This is a genomic window from Gilliamella sp. G0441, from assembly GCF_050589305.1.
Taxonomy (GTDB): Bacteria; Pseudomonadota; Gammaproteobacteria; order Enterobacterales; family Orbaceae; genus Gilliamella.
Window position 1 is genome coordinate 76035 of record NZ_JBNRJF010000007.1, and the last position, 17500, is coordinate 93534.

General features: G+C 36.5%; 17 protein-coding genes. 14 read left to right on the plus strand and 3 right to left on the minus strand.

Going from position 1 to position 17500, the window contains the following annotated elements:
- Positions 1-4 precede the first annotated feature (4 nt).
- Entirely contained in the window at positions 5-643 is a 639-nt protein-coding gene (nth, locus tag ACKJXD_RS07675) for an endonuclease III (protein ID WP_220216381.1), read from the minus strand.
- A gap of 272 nt (positions 644-915) precedes the next feature.
- Between nth and putP the strand changes: the two genes are divergently transcribed.
- The 11 genes from putP to adk all read left to right on the plus strand — a co-directional run bounded on the left by putP (position 916) and on the right by adk (position 11998).
- Positions 916-2403, plus strand: coding sequence for a sodium/proline symporter PutP (gene putP / locus ACKJXD_RS07680; RefSeq protein ID WP_430875984.1), 1488 nt, complete (start codon positions 916-918; stop codon positions 2401-2403).
- 68 nt (positions 2404-2471) lie between these two features.
- Positions 2472-3743 carry a tyrosine--tRNA ligase gene (gene tyrS / locus ACKJXD_RS07685; RefSeq protein ID WP_220216382.1) on the plus strand — a complete coding sequence of 424 codons (1272 nt, stop codon included), beginning with the start codon at positions 2472-2474 and terminating at the stop codon, positions 3741-3743.
- A 3-nt stretch (positions 3744-3746) separates the two neighbouring features.
- Complete coding sequence (pdxY, locus tag ACKJXD_RS07690; protein WP_294826126.1) at positions 3747-4613, plus strand: pyridoxal kinase PdxY; 867 nt, start codon at positions 3747-3749, stop codon at positions 4611-4613.
- A gap of 67 nt (positions 4614-4680) precedes the next feature.
- Positions 4681-5127, plus strand: coding sequence for a helix-turn-helix domain-containing protein (locus ACKJXD_RS07695; protein ID WP_220216384.1), 447 nt, complete (start codon positions 4681-4683; stop codon positions 5125-5127).
- Between the two features lie 86 nt (positions 5128-5213).
- Complete coding sequence (gene ispG / locus ACKJXD_RS07700) at positions 5214-6323, plus strand: flavodoxin-dependent (E)-4-hydroxy-3-methylbut-2-enyl-diphosphate synthase (protein WP_294826123.1); 1110 nt, start codon at positions 5214-5216, stop codon at positions 6321-6323.
- A gap of 24 nt (positions 6324-6347) precedes the next feature.
- The gene (gene hisS, locus ACKJXD_RS07705; RefSeq protein ID WP_430875985.1) at positions 6348-7625 is read left to right on the plus strand and encodes a histidine--tRNA ligase; all 1278 of its coding nucleotides are present in this window, start codon (positions 6348-6350) and stop codon (positions 7623-7625) included.
- 24 nt (positions 7626-7649) lie between these two features.
- Positions 7650-8375 (plus strand): YfgM family protein, encoded by a 726-nt coding sequence (locus tag ACKJXD_RS07710; RefSeq protein WP_294826119.1) that lies wholly within the window; start codon positions 7650-7652, stop codon positions 8373-8375.
- Between the two features lie 25 nt (positions 8376-8400).
- The gene (gene bamB / locus ACKJXD_RS07715) at positions 8401-9582 is read left to right on the plus strand and encodes an outer membrane protein assembly factor BamB (RefSeq protein WP_220216388.1); all 1182 of its coding nucleotides are present in this window, start codon (positions 8401-8403) and stop codon (positions 9580-9582) included.
- Between the two features lie 9 nt (positions 9583-9591).
- Positions 9592-11061, plus strand: a complete 1470-nt coding sequence (der, locus tag ACKJXD_RS07720; RefSeq protein ID WP_430875986.1) for a ribosome biogenesis GTPase Der — start codon at positions 9592-9594, stop codon at positions 11059-11061.
- A gap of 3 nt (positions 11062-11064) precedes the next feature.
- The gene (locus ACKJXD_RS07725) at positions 11065-11316 is read left to right on the plus strand and encodes a zinc-ribbon domain-containing protein (RefSeq protein ID WP_430875987.1); all 252 of its coding nucleotides are present in this window, start codon (positions 11065-11067) and stop codon (positions 11314-11316) included.
- A gap of 37 nt (positions 11317-11353) precedes the next feature.
- Entirely contained in the window at positions 11354-11998 is a 645-nt protein-coding gene (adk, locus tag ACKJXD_RS07730) for an adenylate kinase (RefSeq protein ID WP_430875988.1), read from the plus strand.
- 57 nt (positions 11999-12055) lie between these two features.
- Here adk and ACKJXD_RS07735 read toward each other — a convergent pair whose 3' ends face one another.
- Both ACKJXD_RS07735 and ybeD read right to left on the minus strand, forming a co-directional pair.
- Positions 12056-13333, minus strand: a complete 1278-nt coding sequence (locus ACKJXD_RS07735) for a bifunctional O-acetylhomoserine aminocarboxypropyltransferase/cysteine synthase (RefSeq protein WP_430875989.1) — start codon at positions 13331-13333, stop codon at positions 12056-12058.
- A 63-nt stretch (positions 13334-13396) separates the two neighbouring features.
- The gene (gene ybeD, locus ACKJXD_RS07740) at positions 13397-13666 is read right to left on the minus strand and encodes a DUF493 family protein YbeD (protein ID WP_065558632.1); all 270 of its coding nucleotides are present in this window, start codon (positions 13664-13666) and stop codon (positions 13397-13399) included.
- A gap of 198 nt (positions 13667-13864) precedes the next feature.
- On the opposite strand from ybeD, the gene gss reads away from it, so the two are divergent.
- The 3 genes from gss to ACKJXD_RS07755 all read left to right on the plus strand — a co-directional run bounded on the left by gss (position 13865) and on the right by ACKJXD_RS07755 (position 17356).
- On the plus strand, positions 13865-15739 hold the full coding sequence (gss, locus tag ACKJXD_RS07745; protein ID WP_267350385.1) for a bifunctional glutathionylspermidine amidase/synthase: 1875 nt from the start codon (positions 13865-13867) through the stop codon (positions 15737-15739).
- Between the two features lie 439 nt (positions 15740-16178).
- The gene (locus ACKJXD_RS07750; protein ID WP_430875990.1) at positions 16179-16865 is read left to right on the plus strand and encodes a hypothetical protein; all 687 of its coding nucleotides are present in this window, start codon (positions 16179-16181) and stop codon (positions 16863-16865) included.
- 2 nt (positions 16866-16867) lie between these two features.
- Positions 16868-17356, plus strand: a complete 489-nt coding sequence (locus tag ACKJXD_RS07755) for a hypothetical protein (protein ID WP_430875991.1) — start codon at positions 16868-16870, stop codon at positions 17354-17356.
- The last annotated feature ends 144 nt before the right edge of the window (positions 17357-17500 follow it).

Sequence of the window (17500 nt, forward strand, 5' to 3'; positions counted from 1 at the left end):
ATAATTACTCTGGGTAAACTTTTTGTTTGAATTCACATAAATCTTCAATCACACAAGCCCCGCATCGAGGTTTTCTGGCGATACAAGTATAACGTCCATGCAAAATTAACCAGTGGTGACAATTTATTTTGTACTCTTTGGGTACCACTTTCAATAATTTTTCTTCCACTGCCTCAACGGTTTTTCCGGGTGCAAAGCCAGTGCGATTGCTGACACGAAAAATATGAGTATCAACTGCAATCGTTGGCCAACCAAAAGCCGTATTTAGCACTACATTTGCTGTTTTTCTGCCTACACCGGGTAATGCGATTAATGCATCAAAATTTTCTGGCACTTGACCTTGATATTTCTCAACTAAAATCTGACAGGTTTTGATAATATTATCTGCTTTACTATTGTATAAGCCAATGGTACGGATATAACTTTTGAGCTTATCAACCCCAAGCGCTAAGATTTGTTCCGCTGTATTGGCAATTGCAAATAAAGGTTTGGTCGCTTTGTTTACACTCACATCGGTTGCTTGTGCAGAAAGAACAACAGCAATGAGCAATTCGAAAGGTGTTTGATAAACAAGTTCTGTTGTTGGATCTTTAATGTGATCTTTTAATCTTTCTAAAATTTGAATACGAGTTGATTGTTTCACAGAGTATGATAAATATAAATAACATGCCTGATATTATATACTTTATTTGTATAAATATTGTAGGTTAAATTTAATTTTTAGCTAAAAGTCACTTTATACGACGATAATTAAAATTACGGCAAAATAACAATCTCAATGACCTATCTGAAAAATTTTAGCGTGACGGATTGTCAGCTTAGTTATATTCATTCATCGCCTGCTTTTTAGCATGTGGTTTTTATGATAAGCTACTCCACTATTTTTTAATTTCATCAACAAGGTTTTTTAGAAATATGTCCTTACCAATGATTGTCACCTTTGCTATATACATTTTAGGAATGATTGCGATCGGTTTTTTTGCCTTTCGATCAACGCAAAACTTTGGTGATTATATTTTGGGGGGGCGCCGTATTGGTAGTGTTGTCACTGCGCTTTCGGCTGGCGCTTCGGACATGAGTGGTTGGCTATTAATGGGGCTGCCAGGGGCTGTTTTTTTATTCGGTATTTCGCAAAGTTGGATTGCAATTGGTTTGATAATTGGGGCTTACTTAAACTGGTTACTGATTGCCGGTCGGTTACGTGTTTTTACTGAAATTAATCATAATTCCCTGACCTTACCCGACTATTTTGCTCGCCGATTTGATGATAAAAGTGCTTTGCTGCGTATTATTTCAGCGGTAATCATTCTTATCTTTTTTACGATTTATTGTGCATCAGGCGTTGTTGCGGGCGCAAAACTTTTTGAAAGTACCTTTGGAATGAGTTATGGTTGGGCAATGTTAGCTGGTGCCGGCGCAACAATCGCTTATACTTTTATAGGTGGTTTTTTAGCGGTCAGTTGGACGGATACTATTCAAGCGAGTTTGATGATGTTTGCACTTATCTTAACTCCCGTTATGGTTATGGTGAACGCAGGTGGTTTTACCGATGCCTTAGCAAATATTGAATCGCTCAATCCTGATTATACCAACATCTTTGCTCACATGGATTTTATCGCTATTATTTCATTGCTTGGCTGGGGTCTTGGCTATTTTGGGCAACCGCATATTTTAGCTCGCTTTATGGCGGCTGACTCACATGAGGTGATGAAAAATGCGCGTCGAATTAGTATGACTTGGATGATTTTATGTTTAGGTGGAGCAATTACGGTAGGATTTTTTGGTATTGCTTTCTTTGCCAATCATCCAGAGTTTTCAGATCTCATTAATAACGGTAAACATGAACGTATTTTTATCGAGTTATCCAAATTATTGTTTAATCCATGGGTTGCTGGTGTTTTATTAGCGGCGATTTTGGCTGCGGTGATGAGCACGTTAAGTTGTCAGTTACTTGTCTGTTCAAGCGCATTAACGGAAGATTTTTATCGTGCCTTTTTTAGACCGAAAGCAAAACAACGTGAACTTGTTTGGATTGGACGAATTATGGTTTTACTGGTATCAGTCATCGCCATTTTGTTAGCAATTAACCCTAATAATAGTGTCTTAGATTTAGTTAGTCATGCATGGGCAGGGTTTGGTGCTGCCTTTGGTCCCATTATTGTGTTTTCAGTATTTTGGTCTCGCATGACACGCAATGGCGCTCTAGCAGGTATGATTACAGGAGCGGCAACAGTATTGCTTTGGATTAATTTTAATTGGTTTAATCTTTATTCACTTATTCCGGGTTTCTTATTTGCGTCTTTAGCGATAGTAATCTTTAGTTTATGTGATAAAAAACCGAATGAAATAGTGGAAGATCATTTTAAACAAGCTTATAAACGTTATCATAATAAAGTAGAATAGATTTCAATAAAAATAGAGTTATCCAAAGTCAAATTTCAACGTAATAAAATTTTTATAGGTAAAATAACATGACAAAAAATGTGATCAAACAACTGCAAGAGCGAGGATTGATTGCTCAACTGACAGATGAAAAAGCACTCATGGAACTAATTGAACAAAATCCCATAGCGCTTTATTGTGGTTTTGATCCCACGGCTGATAGTTTGCATCTAGGTCATTTGGTACCATTACTTTGTTTAAAACGCTTTCAGTTAGCCGGTCATAAACCGATTGCGCTTGTTGGCGGCGCAACAGGTTTAATTGGTGACCCGAGTTTTAAAGCCGTTGAACGTAAATTAAATACTCAAGAGACTGTTGTTGAGTGGAGCGAAAAAATTAAACAACAAGTTTCTCCATTCTTAGATTTTAATTGTGGTGCAAATGCAGCGATTGTCGCTAATAACTATGATTGGTTTGGTGGCATGAATGTATTAACTTTTTTACGTGACATTGGTAAATATTTTTCAGTTAACGCCATGATTAACAAAGAATCAGTCAAACAACGTATTGATCGTGATGAAGCTGGGATTTCATTTACTGAGTTTTCTTACAGTTTATTACAATCTTATGATTTTGCATGTTTAAATAAAGATCATAATGTGGTGTTACAAATTGGGGGATCAGATCAATGGGGTAATATTACTGCCGGTATTGATTTAACTCGTCGATTACATCAAAAACAAGTTTATGGTTTAACGGTTCCTTTAATTACCAAATCTGACGGTACAAAATTTGGTAAAACGGAAAGCGGTGCGGTTTGGCTTGACCCTAAAAAGACCAGTCCGTATAAATTCTATCAATTCTGGATTAATACCGCTGATGCTGATGTTTATCGTTTCTTAAAATTCTTTACTTTCATGTCATTAAATGAAATTGATGCACTTGAAGAAGAAGATAAAAATAGCGGTGTGGCACCAAGAGCACAATATGTTCTTGCTGAAGAGGTCACACGTTTAGTCCATGGTGAAGAAGGCTTAATGGCAGCCAAACGGATCACTGAAAGTTTATTCTCAGGAAAATTAGCCGATCTATCTCAAGCCGATTTTGAACAATTGGCGCAAGACGGTATGCCAACGATTACGGTTGAGGGCGATATTGATTTGCAACAAGCGATCGTTAATGCACAGTTTGCACCGTCAAGAGGCCAAGCCAGAACAATGATTGAATCTAATGCGATTTCAGTTAATGGTGAACGTAACGCGACAACAGATTATCATTTTTCACAAGAAGATAAGCTTTTTGGACGTTATACATTACTTCGTCGAGGTAAGAAATATTACTGCTTACTAATTTGGAGTTAATTTATGAAAAATATACTATCTATTCAGTCACATGTTGTATTTGGTCATGCAGGTAATAGTGCTGCTGTATTCCCTATGCGTCGTGTGGGAGTAAATGTATGGCCTTTAAATACTGTGCAATTTTCAAATCATACGCAATATCGTCAATGGACAGGCACGGTAATGCCAGCATCGCATTTAACTGATATCGCCGATGGCATTAATGCCATCGGTGAACTTAAACGATGTGACGCAGTATTAAGTGGTTATATGGGATCCCCTGAACAAGGTAGTGCAATAACCGAAATAGTAAAAAAAGTAAAAGCTGTAAATCCCAATGCAATTTATCTTTGTGATCCTGTTATGGGGCATCCTGAAAAAGGTTGTTTTGTTGCACCAGGCGTATCTGAATTTTTGTGTAATACTGCATTACCGATAGCGGATATGATGGCGCCTAATATTTTGGAGCTAGAAGAGTTAAATGGAAAACAGCCAATTAATAACGTTGAAGAAGCGGTATTTGCATGTAAAGCACTTTGTAAAAAAGGGCCTAAAGCGATTTTAGTTAAACATTTAAGTCGTGCGGGGTATCGTAAAGATCGTTTTGAAATGTTACTCGTTACAGAACATGAAGCATGGCACATTGAGCGCCCTTTAGTTGACTTTGGCGTGAGACAGCCTGTTGGTGTAGGCGATATGACGAGTGGATTGTTTTTAGCGAATATTTTGCTTGGTAAATCGCTGGTTGAGGCGTTAGAACATACCACTTCTGCGGTTTATGCTGTTATGCTTGAAACCTTGAAACTCAATGAATATGAGCTTCAATTAGTTGCCGCTCAAGATGAAATAGCAAAGCCTTCACAATGGTTTCATGCGAAAAAAATTGATTAATTTTATAAATGTGTAAAAATGGGAATAATTTAATTTAAAACTTTTACAAAATAAAAATGAGGGGACAATGGAAGACAATATTTCATTGGGTGGAATGCTTTCCAGCTTACGCAGTAATATGGGACTTACTCAAGATGATATTGCTAGTAGAATTCATGTGCGTACAGCGGTAGTCGATGAAATTGAAAACGACTTACCAGTTCATGCTCCTCTTGTTTTTATTAAAGGTTATATTAGAGCCTATGCAGAAATTGTTGGCTTGCCTGTTGAAGAATATAAAGCCCATCTTGACAAACTTTCTAAGCATTATGAGTCAGCACAAAAAGCAAACCGTATACCGAGATATAAACGAAAAAAAAGTGGCAAAAAGCTTTTATTAATTTTTTTATTAATTCTTAGTTGTGTGATAGGGGCAACCGTATACTATATCAACAAGCAAAATAAAAATAATTATGTTGAAGTAAGTCATTATATTTCTCCATCATTAGCAGATTCTGACCGTGTTAAGAGTTAGCAAATTTTATCACTCTAATACAGACATTTGATGCAAATCTTGTTAAGATCACTAGCTAGTTATTTTGTTATATCATTAGGCGTGTTATGAGTCATCAGGATTCACCGATTATCAGACGAGAATCTACCCGAATTTATGTCGGCAGTGTGCCTATTGGTGGTGGTGCGCCTATTGCTGTTCAATCCATGACGAATACTCGTACGACGGATGTTGACAAAACTGTTGCTCAGATTCAAGCGCTTGAGCGTGTTGGTGTCGATATTGTACGTGTGTCGATTCCAACAATGGATGCGGCAGAAGCGTTTAAATTGATTAAACAACAAGCGAAAGTTCCACTTATTGCTGATATTCACTTTGATTATCGTATTGCTTTAAAAGTGGCGGAATATGGTGTGGATTGTTTAAGAATTAATCCCGGTAATATCGGTAATGAATCAAGAATTCGAGCGGTTGTTGATTGTGCTAAAGATAAAAATATTCCAATAAGAATTGGGGTTAATTCAGGTTCTCTTGAAAAAGATATTCAAGAAAAATATGGCGAACCGACGCCACGGGCAATTGTTGAATCGGCGTTGCGTCATGTTGACATTTTGGATAGGTTTAATTTCGACCAATTCAAAGTGAGTGTGAAAGCGTCAGATGTATTTACAGCGGTGGATGCCTATCGACTCTTAGCTAAACAGATAAAACAACCCCTACATTTGGGGATCACTGAAGCTGGTGGCGTTCGCAGTGGTGCAATTAAGTCGGCAATAGGTTTAGGTTTGTTATTATCGGAAGGTATTGGCGATACATTGCGTGTCTCTTTAGCCGCTGATCCTACAGAAGAAGTTAAAGTTGGTTTTGATATATTAAAATCGCTGAGAATTCGATCTCGTGGTATTAACTTTATTGCTTGTCCGACCTGTTCAAGACAAGAGTTTGATGTCATTAATACAGTCAATACGTTAGAACAACGTTTAGAAGATATCATTACACCAATGGATGTATCGATTATTGGTTGTGTTGTTAATGGGCCAGGTGAAGCTTTAGCTTCAACAATGGGTGTTGCTGGCGGTCATAATAAAAGTGGCTTTTATGAAGATGGTGTGCGTATTGGTCGTATAGATAACGAACAGATGATCGATGAGCTGGAAGCGAAAATTCGAGCTAAAGCATCAATACTAAAAAACAGAATTGCAGCAACTGAACTATAATTTTATTAGATAGCGAATACATAAATGACAGAGAAAAAAATCCAATCTATTCGGGGAATGAATGACTTACTCCCAACAGATAGTGCGAGTTGGCAACAAATTGAAAAAATCGTTAAAGGTGTATTAAATAGCTATGGCTATAATGAGATAAGAACACCCATTGTTGAAGACACTGCGCTATTTAAAAGAGCCGTCGGTGAAGTGACGGATATTGTCGAAAAAGAGATGTATACTTTTAATGATCGTAATGATGAAAGTATCACTTTACGTCCCGAAATTACTGCGGGTTGTGTGCGTGCGGGCATTGAACATGGGCTTTTTTATAACCAAGAACAACGTCTTTGGTATTTAGGGCCTGCATTTCGTTACGAAAAACCGCAAAAAGGTCGCTATCGTCAATTTCATCAATTTGGTGTTGAAGTCTTTGGGCTTGAAGGACCTAATATTGATGCTGAATTGATTTTATTAACCGCAAGATTCTGGAAAGCACTGGGTATACAGGATCACACTTCGTTAGAATTAAATTCAATTGGCTCACTTGAAGCCAGAGCGAACTATCGTCAAGCACTCGTTGATTTTCTTGAACAACATAAAGATAAATTAGATGAAGACTGCTTACGTAGAATGTATACTAATCCATTACGTGTGCTTGATTCGAAAAATCCAGTGGTACAAGAATTACTTAATCAAGCACCAAAACTATTTGATTATTTAGATACAGAATCAAAAGAACATTTTGAAGGCCTGTGTCGTTTACTGGATAAAGCAGGAATAAAATACAATATTAATCAAAGATTAGTAAGAGGATTAGACTATTACAATCGTACAGTATTTGAATGGGTAACAAGTAGCTTAGGTGCTCAAGGTACTGTTTGCGGTGGGGGGCGCTATGATGGATTAGTGAGCCAGTTAGGTGGTCAATCAACGCCAGCTGTTGGTTTTGCTATGGGACTTGAACGATTAGTATTACTTGTTCAAGCTGTTAATCCTTCATTAAATCGAGATAGTTCGATTGATATTTATATGATTTCTTCAGGAGATGAAAACACGATTTCAGCTGCCCAATGTGTTGCTGAATTATTACGTGATGGTTTACCTGATAAACGAATTGTGACTAATTATGGAACGACTAATTTTAAGAAACAATTTGCCAAAGCAGATAAATTAGGTGCTAAAATAGCAGTTATTATTGGTGAAAATGAGTTAGCAAACCAAACGGTAACTATCAAAAACTTACAAACAGGTGAACAAACTGAAGTTGCGCAAAGCGATATTGTTCAAACTTGTTTGGCAATGATATAAATCTAAAGGAAATAGGAGATAAGCGTGAGTTATCAATCGTCAAGTGAAGAACAAATGTGGGCTTTAAAAGAGTTTCTTGCGAAAACGTGGAAAATTATTGTTGCCATAATTGTCATTGGATTATTAGCTTATTATGGTTGGAGTTACTATCAATCAAATCAAGTTAAAAAATCGGATGAAACATCAACTCGTTATAGTCAACTATTAACTCAATTGGATGAGAGTAAATCAGATTCAGTCAAAGAATTAGTCGATTTTGCTAAACAAAATAATAATATTTATGGTGTTTTTGCTGATTTACAATCCGCTAAGTTTTATGTAGACGTGTTAAAGGATTATGCAGGCGCACAATCTCTATTAACTGATGCATTGACTAAAACAAAATCTGAGCCTTTACAATCTATTATTCATATTCGGATTGCACGTTTACAGTATCAGCAAGGTCAATATAAAGAAAGTTTTGAATCCTTAGATAAAGTCACAGGAAATGCTTGGATTCCGTATGTTAATGATGTTCGAGGAGATGTATATGTCAAACTTGAACGTTATGCTGAAGCTGTTGATGCTTATAATGTTGCTTTAAGTTCACCTTCAATGGTAGGATCGAAAGAAAATATTAAAATGAAGTTAAATCAAGCTGAATATTTAAAAGCTAAGCAAAGTACTGAAACAGAAAAAAAATCTGCTGATCATGAGGCAGAACAAGGAACCCAGCTAAAAAAAGCTGAGGCGGAAGAAAATAAAAATTAATTAATCCTGCAGAAGGGTCTACACAATGAAGTTATCTAAATGTCTTTTTACTAGTGTTTTCATGTTTTCTCTTGCTGGGTGTTCTTTATTTGGTGGTGAAGAAGATGTCATACAGGTTTCACCATCACCTACTGTAAAGAATAAATTTCCGGTTAAACAAATATGGCGCAATAGTACTTCAGGCAATACTCGTATTTATTCGTTATTAGGTCCTATCAATTATGATAATGCTATTTATGCAGCGGGTCGTAGTGGAGAAGTAAAAGCCATTGATTTATCAACTGGTACCACGCTATGGGATGTGGATTTATCTGAAAGTTCGCTCTTTAATAACAAAAGTGCTATTTTTTCAGGCAGTATAAACGCAGATGATAGATATGTTTATGTTGGAAGTGAGCGGGCTATTGTTTACGCTTTAGAACGTGATAATGGAGAGTTAAAATGGGAAAAAGTAGTAAAAGGAGAAGTACTCGCTCGTCCTGTATCAACTGAAGACAAGTTAGTTGTTCATACTGGCAATGGCATTTTGCAAGGGTTTAATCGAGATACTGGTGATGAAATTTGGGAAGTGGCACTTGAAGTTCCCGCTTTATCGTTAAGGGGGAATTCAACACCTGTTATTGCGCATGGTGCTGCTATCTTTGGTGATGATACTGGATTAGTAAATGCTTATTTTGTCAACGATGGTCAATTAATTTGGCAACAACGTATCTCACAACCTACAGGATCTACAGAAATAGACAAATTAAATGATGTTGATTCAACGCCTATTGTTGAAGGAAACGTAGTTTATTCTGTAGGTTACAATGGTTATGTTGTCGCACTGGATTTGAGTGATGGTCAAATAATTTGGCGCAGAAAATTAGGTTCAAGTCATAGCTTAGCGGTTGATGAAAGCCGAATATTTGTTGTTGATCAAGACGATAATGTCCAAGCTTTATCTAAAAATGAGGGTGGAGTGCTTTGGACGCAATCGAGCTTATCTCATCGTCAATTGACCGATCCTGTTATTTATGAAAATTATGTTGTATTTGGTGATTTTGAAGGTTACTTGTATTGGCTAAATGCTGAAACGGGTGAGCTTGTAAGTAAAATAAATGTTAGTAGTAGTGGAATGATATCAAGACCATTAGTTGTGGACGAAAAATTAATCGTTCAGGCTAAAAATGGGGATATTTACGCTTTCACAATAAACGAGAGTAATTAGAGAATAAACATGGTACCTGTTGTAGCACTAGTTGGTCGACCAAATGTTGGAAAATCAACTTTATTTAATCGGTTAACAAGAACACGAGATGCGTTAGTCGCAGATTTTCCTGGATTAACCCGTGATCGTAAGTATGGACGAGCTGAAATCAAGGGCCATGAATATATTGTAATTGATACGGGTGGGATTGATGGCACTGAAGAAGGGGTTGAAAGCTTTATGGCTGACCAATCCTTACAAGCTATCGAAGAAGCCGATATTGTTTTGTTTTTAGTCGATGCAAGAGCGGGTGCCATGCCGGCAGATCATGCGATAGCTAAACACTTGCGTTCTCGTCAAAAGGCCACTTTTTTAGTTGCCAATAAGATTGATGGTATTGATGCTGATACTGCTATCTCAGATTTTTACTCATTAGGTTTAGGCGATATCCACCCCATAGCGGCAAGTCATGGGCGTGGTGTCAGTTCTTTGATTGAAACGGCGTTGGAACCTATTTTTCAATTTAAAGATCACGATGAAGATGACTTTAATGAAGACCAATTGCCACCAGATTTATCAGAATCTTATGACGATGTTGACGAAGATGATGTTGAATCACTGATTAATCAACCGATTAAAGTGGCTATTGTCGGGCGTCCGAATGTAGGTAAGTCAACACTAACCAACCGAATTTTAGGTGAAGAACGGGTTGTAGTCTATGATATGCCAGGTACAACTCGAGATAGTATCTATATCCCAATGACTCGTGACGAACGAGAATATGTTTTAATTGATACAGCAGGGGTGCGTAAACGTGGTAAGGTAACGCAAACCGTCGAAAAGTTTTCAGTGATTAAAACATTACAAGCGATTGAAGATGCAAATGTTGTCATATTGGTGATTGATGCCAGAGAAGGTATCTCAGATCAGGATTTATCATTACTCGGCTTTATTATCAATAGTGGGCGTTCACTTGTTATTGCCGTCAATAAGTGGGATGGGTTATCACAAGACATCAAAGAGCAAGTTAAAACAACACTAGATGACCGACTTGATTTTATTGATTTTGCTCGTTTGCATTTTATTTCGGCTTTACATGGTAGTGGTGTGGGTAATTTATTTGATTCAATCCAAGAAGCTTATGAATGTGCAACCCGTCGGGTAAATACTGCATTATTAACCAAAATTATGCAAATGGCACAAGACGATCACCAACCACCTCTCGTTCGTGGACGTCGAGTAAAACTCAAATATGCCCATGCCGGAGGCTACAATCCACCTATTGTGGTTGTTCACGGAAATCAAGTTGAAGATCTTCCCGATTCTTATAAACGATATTTAATGAACTATTTTAGACGCTCATTAAAAATTATGGGAACGCCGATTCGAATCCAATTTAAAGAAGGGGCGAATCCTTTTGAAGGTCGAAAAAATAGTTTAACGGCATCACAACAACGTAAACGACGTCGATTGATGAAACACGTTAGAGGTCGTAAATAGTTTATGTCAAAAAAAAATATAGCAGGGCAAAGTCAAGAAGGCTTGTGCCCTAAATGTCATCATAAAATGGATGTTATGTCTGTCCAGCATTACGTTTGTGCTCACTGTAAACAACATTTTATCGAACACTATATTTGCCCTACTTGTCATCAACCTGCTCAAATGATCAAAGGCTGTGGTGCCATAAATTATATTTGTCAAACTGATGGATTAATCTCCAGCAGTAAAGTGATATTTCAATATTTACCAGAATAGAAAATCTATCTATATAAAAACCATAAGAGGTTATTTCATGCGTATTATTTTATTAGGTGCACCAGGTGCGGGAAAAGGAACTCAAGCACAATTCATTATGAAAAAATATGGTATTCCTCAAATTTCAACCGGCGATATGTTACGTGCAGCAGTGAAAGCAGGTACGCCACTTGGTCAACAGGCTAAAGAATTAATGGATGCCGGTAAACTTGTTACTGATGAACTCGTGATTGCATTAGTGAAAGAACGTATTGCACAAGATGATTGTGCAAATGGGTTTTTATTAGATGGATTCCCTCGAACTGTACCCCAAGCTGATGCTATGAAATCAGCAGATATTAATGTTGACTATATACTTGAATTTGATGTGCCTGATTCTGTTATTATTGATCGAATGAGTGGACGCCGAATTCATGCGCCATCAGGTCGAGTTTATCATGTCCGTCATAATCCACCTAAAGTAGAAAATGTTGACGATATTACGGGTGAACCTTTAACAACTCGCAAAGATGATCATGAAGAGATTGTCCGTAAACGCCTTGTTGAATATCATCAATTAACTAAACCTTTAATTGATTACTATCAACATGAAGCGAAAGAAGGTCGTGCAAAATACTACCGCATTGATGGTACCCAATCTGTATCTGATGTGACAAACGAACTTGTTAAAATCTTAGATTAATTAATCGATCGCTAAAAAAGCCAGTTATACATTTGTTATCTGGCTTTTTAATTTTGATTATAGTGTCGCTTTTAATGCCTGTGCTAAATCAGAAATAATATCATCAATATGTTCTATCCCAATAGACAAACGAATCATTTCTTGACTTACTCCTGCCTTTTTCAGTTCTTCATTATTAAGTTGTCTATGCGTAGTTGATGCAGGGTGACAAGCTAATGAGCGTGTATCGCCTATATTGACCAGACGAATAATTAATTTTAGTGCATCAATAAATTTAGCGCCCGCAGGTTTTCCACCTTTAATACCAAACGATAAAATGCCAGCAGGTAAATGATTATCCATCTGTTTTACCGCTAAATCATGTTCAGGATGATTGCTAAGACCAGCATAGTTAACCCATTCAACTTGTGGGTGTGAGACTAGATATTTTGCAACGTTGAGTGTATTTTGACAGTGGCGTTCCATGCGCAAAGAAAGAGTTTCAAGCCCTTGTAGTATCAAAAAAGTATTAAATGGCGATAGTGCAGCGCCCATATTGCGTAAAGGGATTACTCGACAACGTGCAATGTAAGCCGCATTACCAAAGGTATCCGTATAAGAGACACCATGATAAGATGGATCTGGTTGATTAAGCATTGGATATCTATCCGCATATTTTTTCCATGGAAACCGTCCTGAATCAACGATGATTCCTCCAAGACTATTACCATGTCCACCAATATATTTAGTTAATGAATGCACGACAATATCGGCACCAAATTCAAATGGTCGGCAAAGTGCAGGACTGGCAACGGTATTGTCGACAATTAACGGAATACCATGTCGATGTGCGATGTCGGCAAGTTGGCTTAAATCAACAATATTACCTGCAGGATTGCCAATACTTTCGCAATATATGGCCTTGGTTTTTTCATCAATTTGCTGTTCTATAGCCACTAAATCGTTATGAGGAGCAAACTTGGTTGTAATACCAAAATTAGGTAAGGTATGGGCAAATAAATTATAAGTTCCGCCATATAATTGCGAAACAGAAACAATATTTTCGCCAGAAAAGGTAATTGCTTGAATAGCATAAGTGATAGCCGCCATGCCCGATGCAACAGCTAAAGCACCAATACCACCTTCAAGCGCAGCGACTCGAGCTTCGAGTACGGCGTTAGTTGGGTTAGTTATACGGGTATAAATATTGCCAGCGACTTTTAAATCAAATAAATCTGCGCCATGTTGTGTATCATCAAAAGCATAAGAGGTTGTTTGATAAATGGGAACAGCAACAGCATGAGTAGTGGGTTCAGGGGTATAACCTGTGTGAAGTGCAATGGTTTCTGGTTTCATGATTGAGCCTCGTCGGAATAACAAGGCTCTATTTTGTACAAAAATTGATGAAAAAGTAAAGTGTTATAAAACCATTCTTACAATATCTATTTCACCTAATTCTTTATATAAATTTTCAATCTGATCAATGTGTGTTGCATTGATAGTAATCGACACAGAATGATAATTCCCTTTACTGCTAGGTTTGATTGACGGACTGTAATCACCCGGTGCGTGACGTTGGATAACGGAAACGACTTTATCAACCAGTTCTGGTTTAGCTTCTCCCATGACTTTATAAGTAAAAGAACAAGGAAAATCTAATAATTCTTTTAAATTTGTTTTCTGTTGCATAATTTTATGTTTCTCACGTAATCGGTATGTTTGGGGTATTACTACCAGGAATAACAGTCATATATAGGCGCTTTGATGTTCTTCAAGTGATCAAGCATAAACTTCGCTTCTTAAAGTATTCAAATTGATCTATGATAGATTAATTTTATCACAGCTTAGTTAGCATTATCCTATAAATTATAAAAAAGGTTGAAAAATATGTTAGCACACTCCGATGATAGAGAACCTTTTGGTACATTGTTAGGTTATGCCCCAGGTGGCGTTGCCATTTACTCTTCTGATTATGAAACATTAGACCCAACTCAATACCCTGATGATGCCTCTTTTCGAAGTTATTCCGGGCATGAATATATGGGATATAAATGGCAATGCGTTGAATTTGCAAGGCGTTTTTTATTTCTTAATTATGGTATTGTGTTTACTGATGTCGGCATGGCTCATGAAATTTTTTCACTTCGTGTCTTAAGACAAGTCATCAATGAAGCGATATTGCCTTTACAAGCTTTTGCTAATGGTGGTAAGAAAAAACCCGAAGCTGGCGCATTACTTATTTGGGATGATGGTGGTGTTTTCGATAGAACCGGTCATGTTGCTATTATTACCGAAGTCTTTGAAGATAAAGTTCGGATAGCTGAACAAAATGTTATTCATACCCGATTACCAATTGGTCAACATTGGACTCGTGAATTAAGGATGACGGTCACCGACGATGGTTATTTGTTACATGATACGTTTGACGATACCACCATATTAGGTTGGATGATTCAAACCGAAAATACACAATATAGTCTACCACAACCAACCGTACCGGCGCCTTTACTGGCTATTCATAGTCAACATATTGAAAATCAAGGTCAATTTGATATTAACTGGCTTAATGAGCAAGATAGTTTAGAAAATGCTTATATCCAAGCGGCAGGGCATGCAATTAGTCATGATGATCACTACCGATATTTCACTATTTCTGAAAGTGCCGAGCAAGAACTTATTCGAGCGACCAATGAGTTACATCTTATGTATTTACATGCAACCGATAGAGTACTAAAAGATGATAACTTGCTGATGAATTTTAATATCCCCGAAATTTTATGGCCTCGTTTGCGACTGTCATGGCAACAACGACGTTATCAAATGATAACCGGTCGGCTAGATTTTTGCATGGATGAACGAGGCTTTAAAGTTTATGAATATAATGCTGATTCGGCATCGTGTCATACTGAAGCTGGACAGATACTACAAAATTGGGCAATACAAGCTGGGCTAAATGTTGGCGTAAACCCTAGTGCTGGGTTGCTTAACGCATTAGCGAGTTGTTGGAAGCATAGCGATGCACAAGCTTTTATCCATATTATGCAAGATAATGATAATGAAGAAAATTATCATGCTTTATTTATGCAAAAAGCCCTAACACAAGCAGGATTTAAGAGCAAAATTTTACGAGGTTTGAGCGGCTTAAAATGGGATAAACGCGGTCGGTTAGTTGATGATGAAGATCGTCAAGTAACCTGTGTCTGGAAAACATGGGCATGGGAAACTGTATTAGAACAACTTCGTCAAGAAAGTGAAGCCCAAATAGCCGGATTACCAATACGGACTTGGCATCCAGAAAATGCGGTAAGGTTGATAGACGTTCTTTTACGTCCCGAAGTCACTGTATTTGAACCTTTATGGACAGTTATTCCAAGCAATAAAGCGATTTTACCGGTGCTGTGGTCTCTATTTCCTAATCATCGTTATTTATTAGAGTCTACATTCGAACTTAATACAAGTTTAGAGAAAAAGGGGTATGCCGTTAAGCCGATTGCAGGGCGTCGTGGGAGTGATATTCAATTAGTCAGCAGCAAAGAAACCATTTTGGGGAAAACTGTCGGTAAATTTGCTAAACAAGAAAACATCTATCAAGAATTGTGGTGTTTACCGAAAGTCGATGATCGTTATTTGCAAATCTGTACTTTCACTGTCGGCGGACATTATGGGGGAACCTGTTTACGTTCTGATCCATCCTTAGTCATTCGGGGAGATAGTGATATGCAACCATTACGAGTATTGACTGATGATATGTTTTTAAAATGACGATTAGGTTAGGATTATCTTGCAGTATGTTAAAAATCGATTAAAAAAAATCTTAACTTATCCTATAGATACCAATTACAACAGATGTATTTTCTGTTAGAATTAGTTACATTACTAATTTGTAATGTTTAGATACTGAAGGACAGGCGTTGGGATAAGCTATGAAAAGGATCTGATTTGATCCGTATGTTAAACAAGAGTTATTGTAATTATTTAAAACTTGTGAGTATCTATAAATATACAATCGTAATTGAAATACTATAATAGTTATAAATCTAGATTTTATAATTTAATGGTAATATCTAGATAATAGCAAAAGGTATTTTTCAAAAAAATATATATTAAAAATTAATAAAAGTATTTTAATTGATATAAAGAATAAAAAATTTAAAATCAACAAGATAGTGTTAACTTGTAATGAAATAAGAGGAATGAAATTATGAATAAATTGATAGTGATACTAACACTAAGTATGTCCCTTGTTTTAGCCGGATGCCAATCAACTAACGGAAACACCAAAGATGTTGATCCTGCATTAACTAAAGGAAATGCGGGTAATTTCTTTAGCAAATCAGCATGGCAATCTTGTGCTGTTGGTGCAGGTATAACTGGTGTGGGTTGTTTATTATTAAAAGGTAATGCTGCTACTTGTATAGCATCTGCTGCTGTAGGTTGTGGCGTTATGATGGGGGCTAATCATTACCTTGAAGCTAAGCGTTCAGAGTACATAGATAAAGAACAACGCCTTGATGCTTATATTTATGATATTCAACAAAATACCTTAGAAATTCAGGCGGTGACTGAAGCAGCTAAAGGTGTATTAAATAAAAATCTTGCAACACTTAATGCGCTTAATCGACAAATACAAAATGAATCTATTAGTCGAAATCAAGCTAAAAACGAATTAAATAAAATTGATGCGAATATTGCTTATTTAAATGAAAAATTAGGAAGAATGAAAAAAGTTGAAAGCGACTGGGTTTCTCTTTCTTCAAAAGAAAAAATAGCAGGACTTAATGTAGCAAAACTTAATAAGCAAATAAATCAATTGCATAAACAAATTTCATCACTTGAAAAACAAATAAATATCGTAAGTAAGCAACGTTCAGTAGTACAGGTAAGTTAATAATGAAAAAACGATGTCTAGTTTTACTCAGCCCAATTCTTTTTGTATTGGGTTGTTCAACAACACCAGATAAGTGTGATCCGAAGAAAAAGGATGCCACTATATTTGAAAAAATTGGTTGCAATTATTCAGGAAGTTATAACACTCGCATCGAAGAAAAACAAAAAATTTTAGATAATGAAAAAAAAGTTAATCAGAAATTTAGAGATATTTATGCGAACATTGAAAAGCAGAAAAATAATTCATCCTATACTATTATGCAAAAGCAAGAGCAATTGGAACAACTTAAAATTGATCTAATTAGTTTAACTAATGAAATAAAAATAAAAGCAAAACAGACAGGTCGAACAGATTTACAGGAAAAAGTTCTCGATATAGAACAGCAACAAGAGAAAGTCAGTAATTCCACTTCATCTGAAACTGAGAAAACGGAAGAATTAGATAAATTAAATAAAAAACTTCAACAACTACAAAAATCTTTGAATATTTAGTTTTCTTAGAATGAAGTGTTGTTGGGATAGAATCAGGCTTTGAATATTGAGAATCTAACTTTATTGGAGCAATTTCTTTCTTAATTTTATATAAAAAACCAGACGGGAAGTCTGGTTTTTTTAATTATCGAATTCTATTTTAGA

Excerpts from the sequence above, each read along its gene's own strand:
- der (WP_430875986.1), top strand. The coding sequence starts at position 9,592 with ATGGTACCTGTTGTAGCACTAGTTGGTCGACCAAATGTTGGAAAATCA.
- putP (WP_430875984.1), top strand. The coding sequence starts at position 916 with ATGTCCTTACCAATGATTGTCACCTTTGCTATATACATTTTAGGAATG.
- bamB (WP_220216388.1), top strand. The coding sequence starts at position 8,401 with ATGAAGTTATCTAAATGTCTTTTTACTAGTGTTTTCATGTTTTCTCTT.
- ACKJXD_RS07725 (WP_430875987.1), top strand. The coding sequence starts at position 11,065 with ATGTCAAAAAAAAATATAGCAGGGCAAAGTCAAGAAGGCTTGTGCCCT.
- ACKJXD_RS07750 (WP_430875990.1), top strand. The coding sequence starts at position 16,179 with ATGAATAAATTGATAGTGATACTAACACTAAGTATGTCCCTTGTTTTA.
- ACKJXD_RS07695 (WP_220216384.1), top strand. The coding sequence starts at position 4,681 with ATGGAAGACAATATTTCATTGGGTGGAATGCTTTCCAGCTTACGCAGT.
- ybeD (WP_065558632.1), bottom strand. The coding sequence starts at position 13,666 with ATGCAACAGAAAACAAATTTAAAAGAATTATTAGATTTTCCTTGTTCT.
- gss (WP_267350385.1), top strand. The coding sequence starts at position 13,865 with ATGTTAGCACACTCCGATGATAGAGAACCTTTTGGTACATTGTTAGGT.
- ACKJXD_RS07735 (WP_430875989.1), bottom strand. The coding sequence starts at position 13,333 with ATGAAACCAGAAACCATTGCACTTCACACAGGTTATACCCCTGAACCC.
- tyrS (WP_220216382.1), top strand. The coding sequence starts at position 2,472 with ATGACAAAAAATGTGATCAAACAACTGCAAGAGCGAGGATTGATTGCT.
- ispG (WP_294826123.1), top strand. The coding sequence starts at position 5,214 with ATGAGTCATCAGGATTCACCGATTATCAGACGAGAATCTACCCGAATT.
- hisS (WP_430875985.1), top strand. The coding sequence starts at position 6,348 with ATGACAGAGAAAAAAATCCAATCTATTCGGGGAATGAATGACTTACTC.
- pdxY (WP_294826126.1), top strand. The coding sequence starts at position 3,747 with ATGAAAAATATACTATCTATTCAGTCACATGTTGTATTTGGTCATGCA.
- ACKJXD_RS07755 (WP_430875991.1), top strand. The coding sequence starts at position 16,868 with ATGAAAAAACGATGTCTAGTTTTACTCAGCCCAATTCTTTTTGTATTG.
- adk (WP_430875988.1), top strand. The coding sequence starts at position 11,354 with ATGCGTATTATTTTATTAGGTGCACCAGGTGCGGGAAAAGGAACTCAA.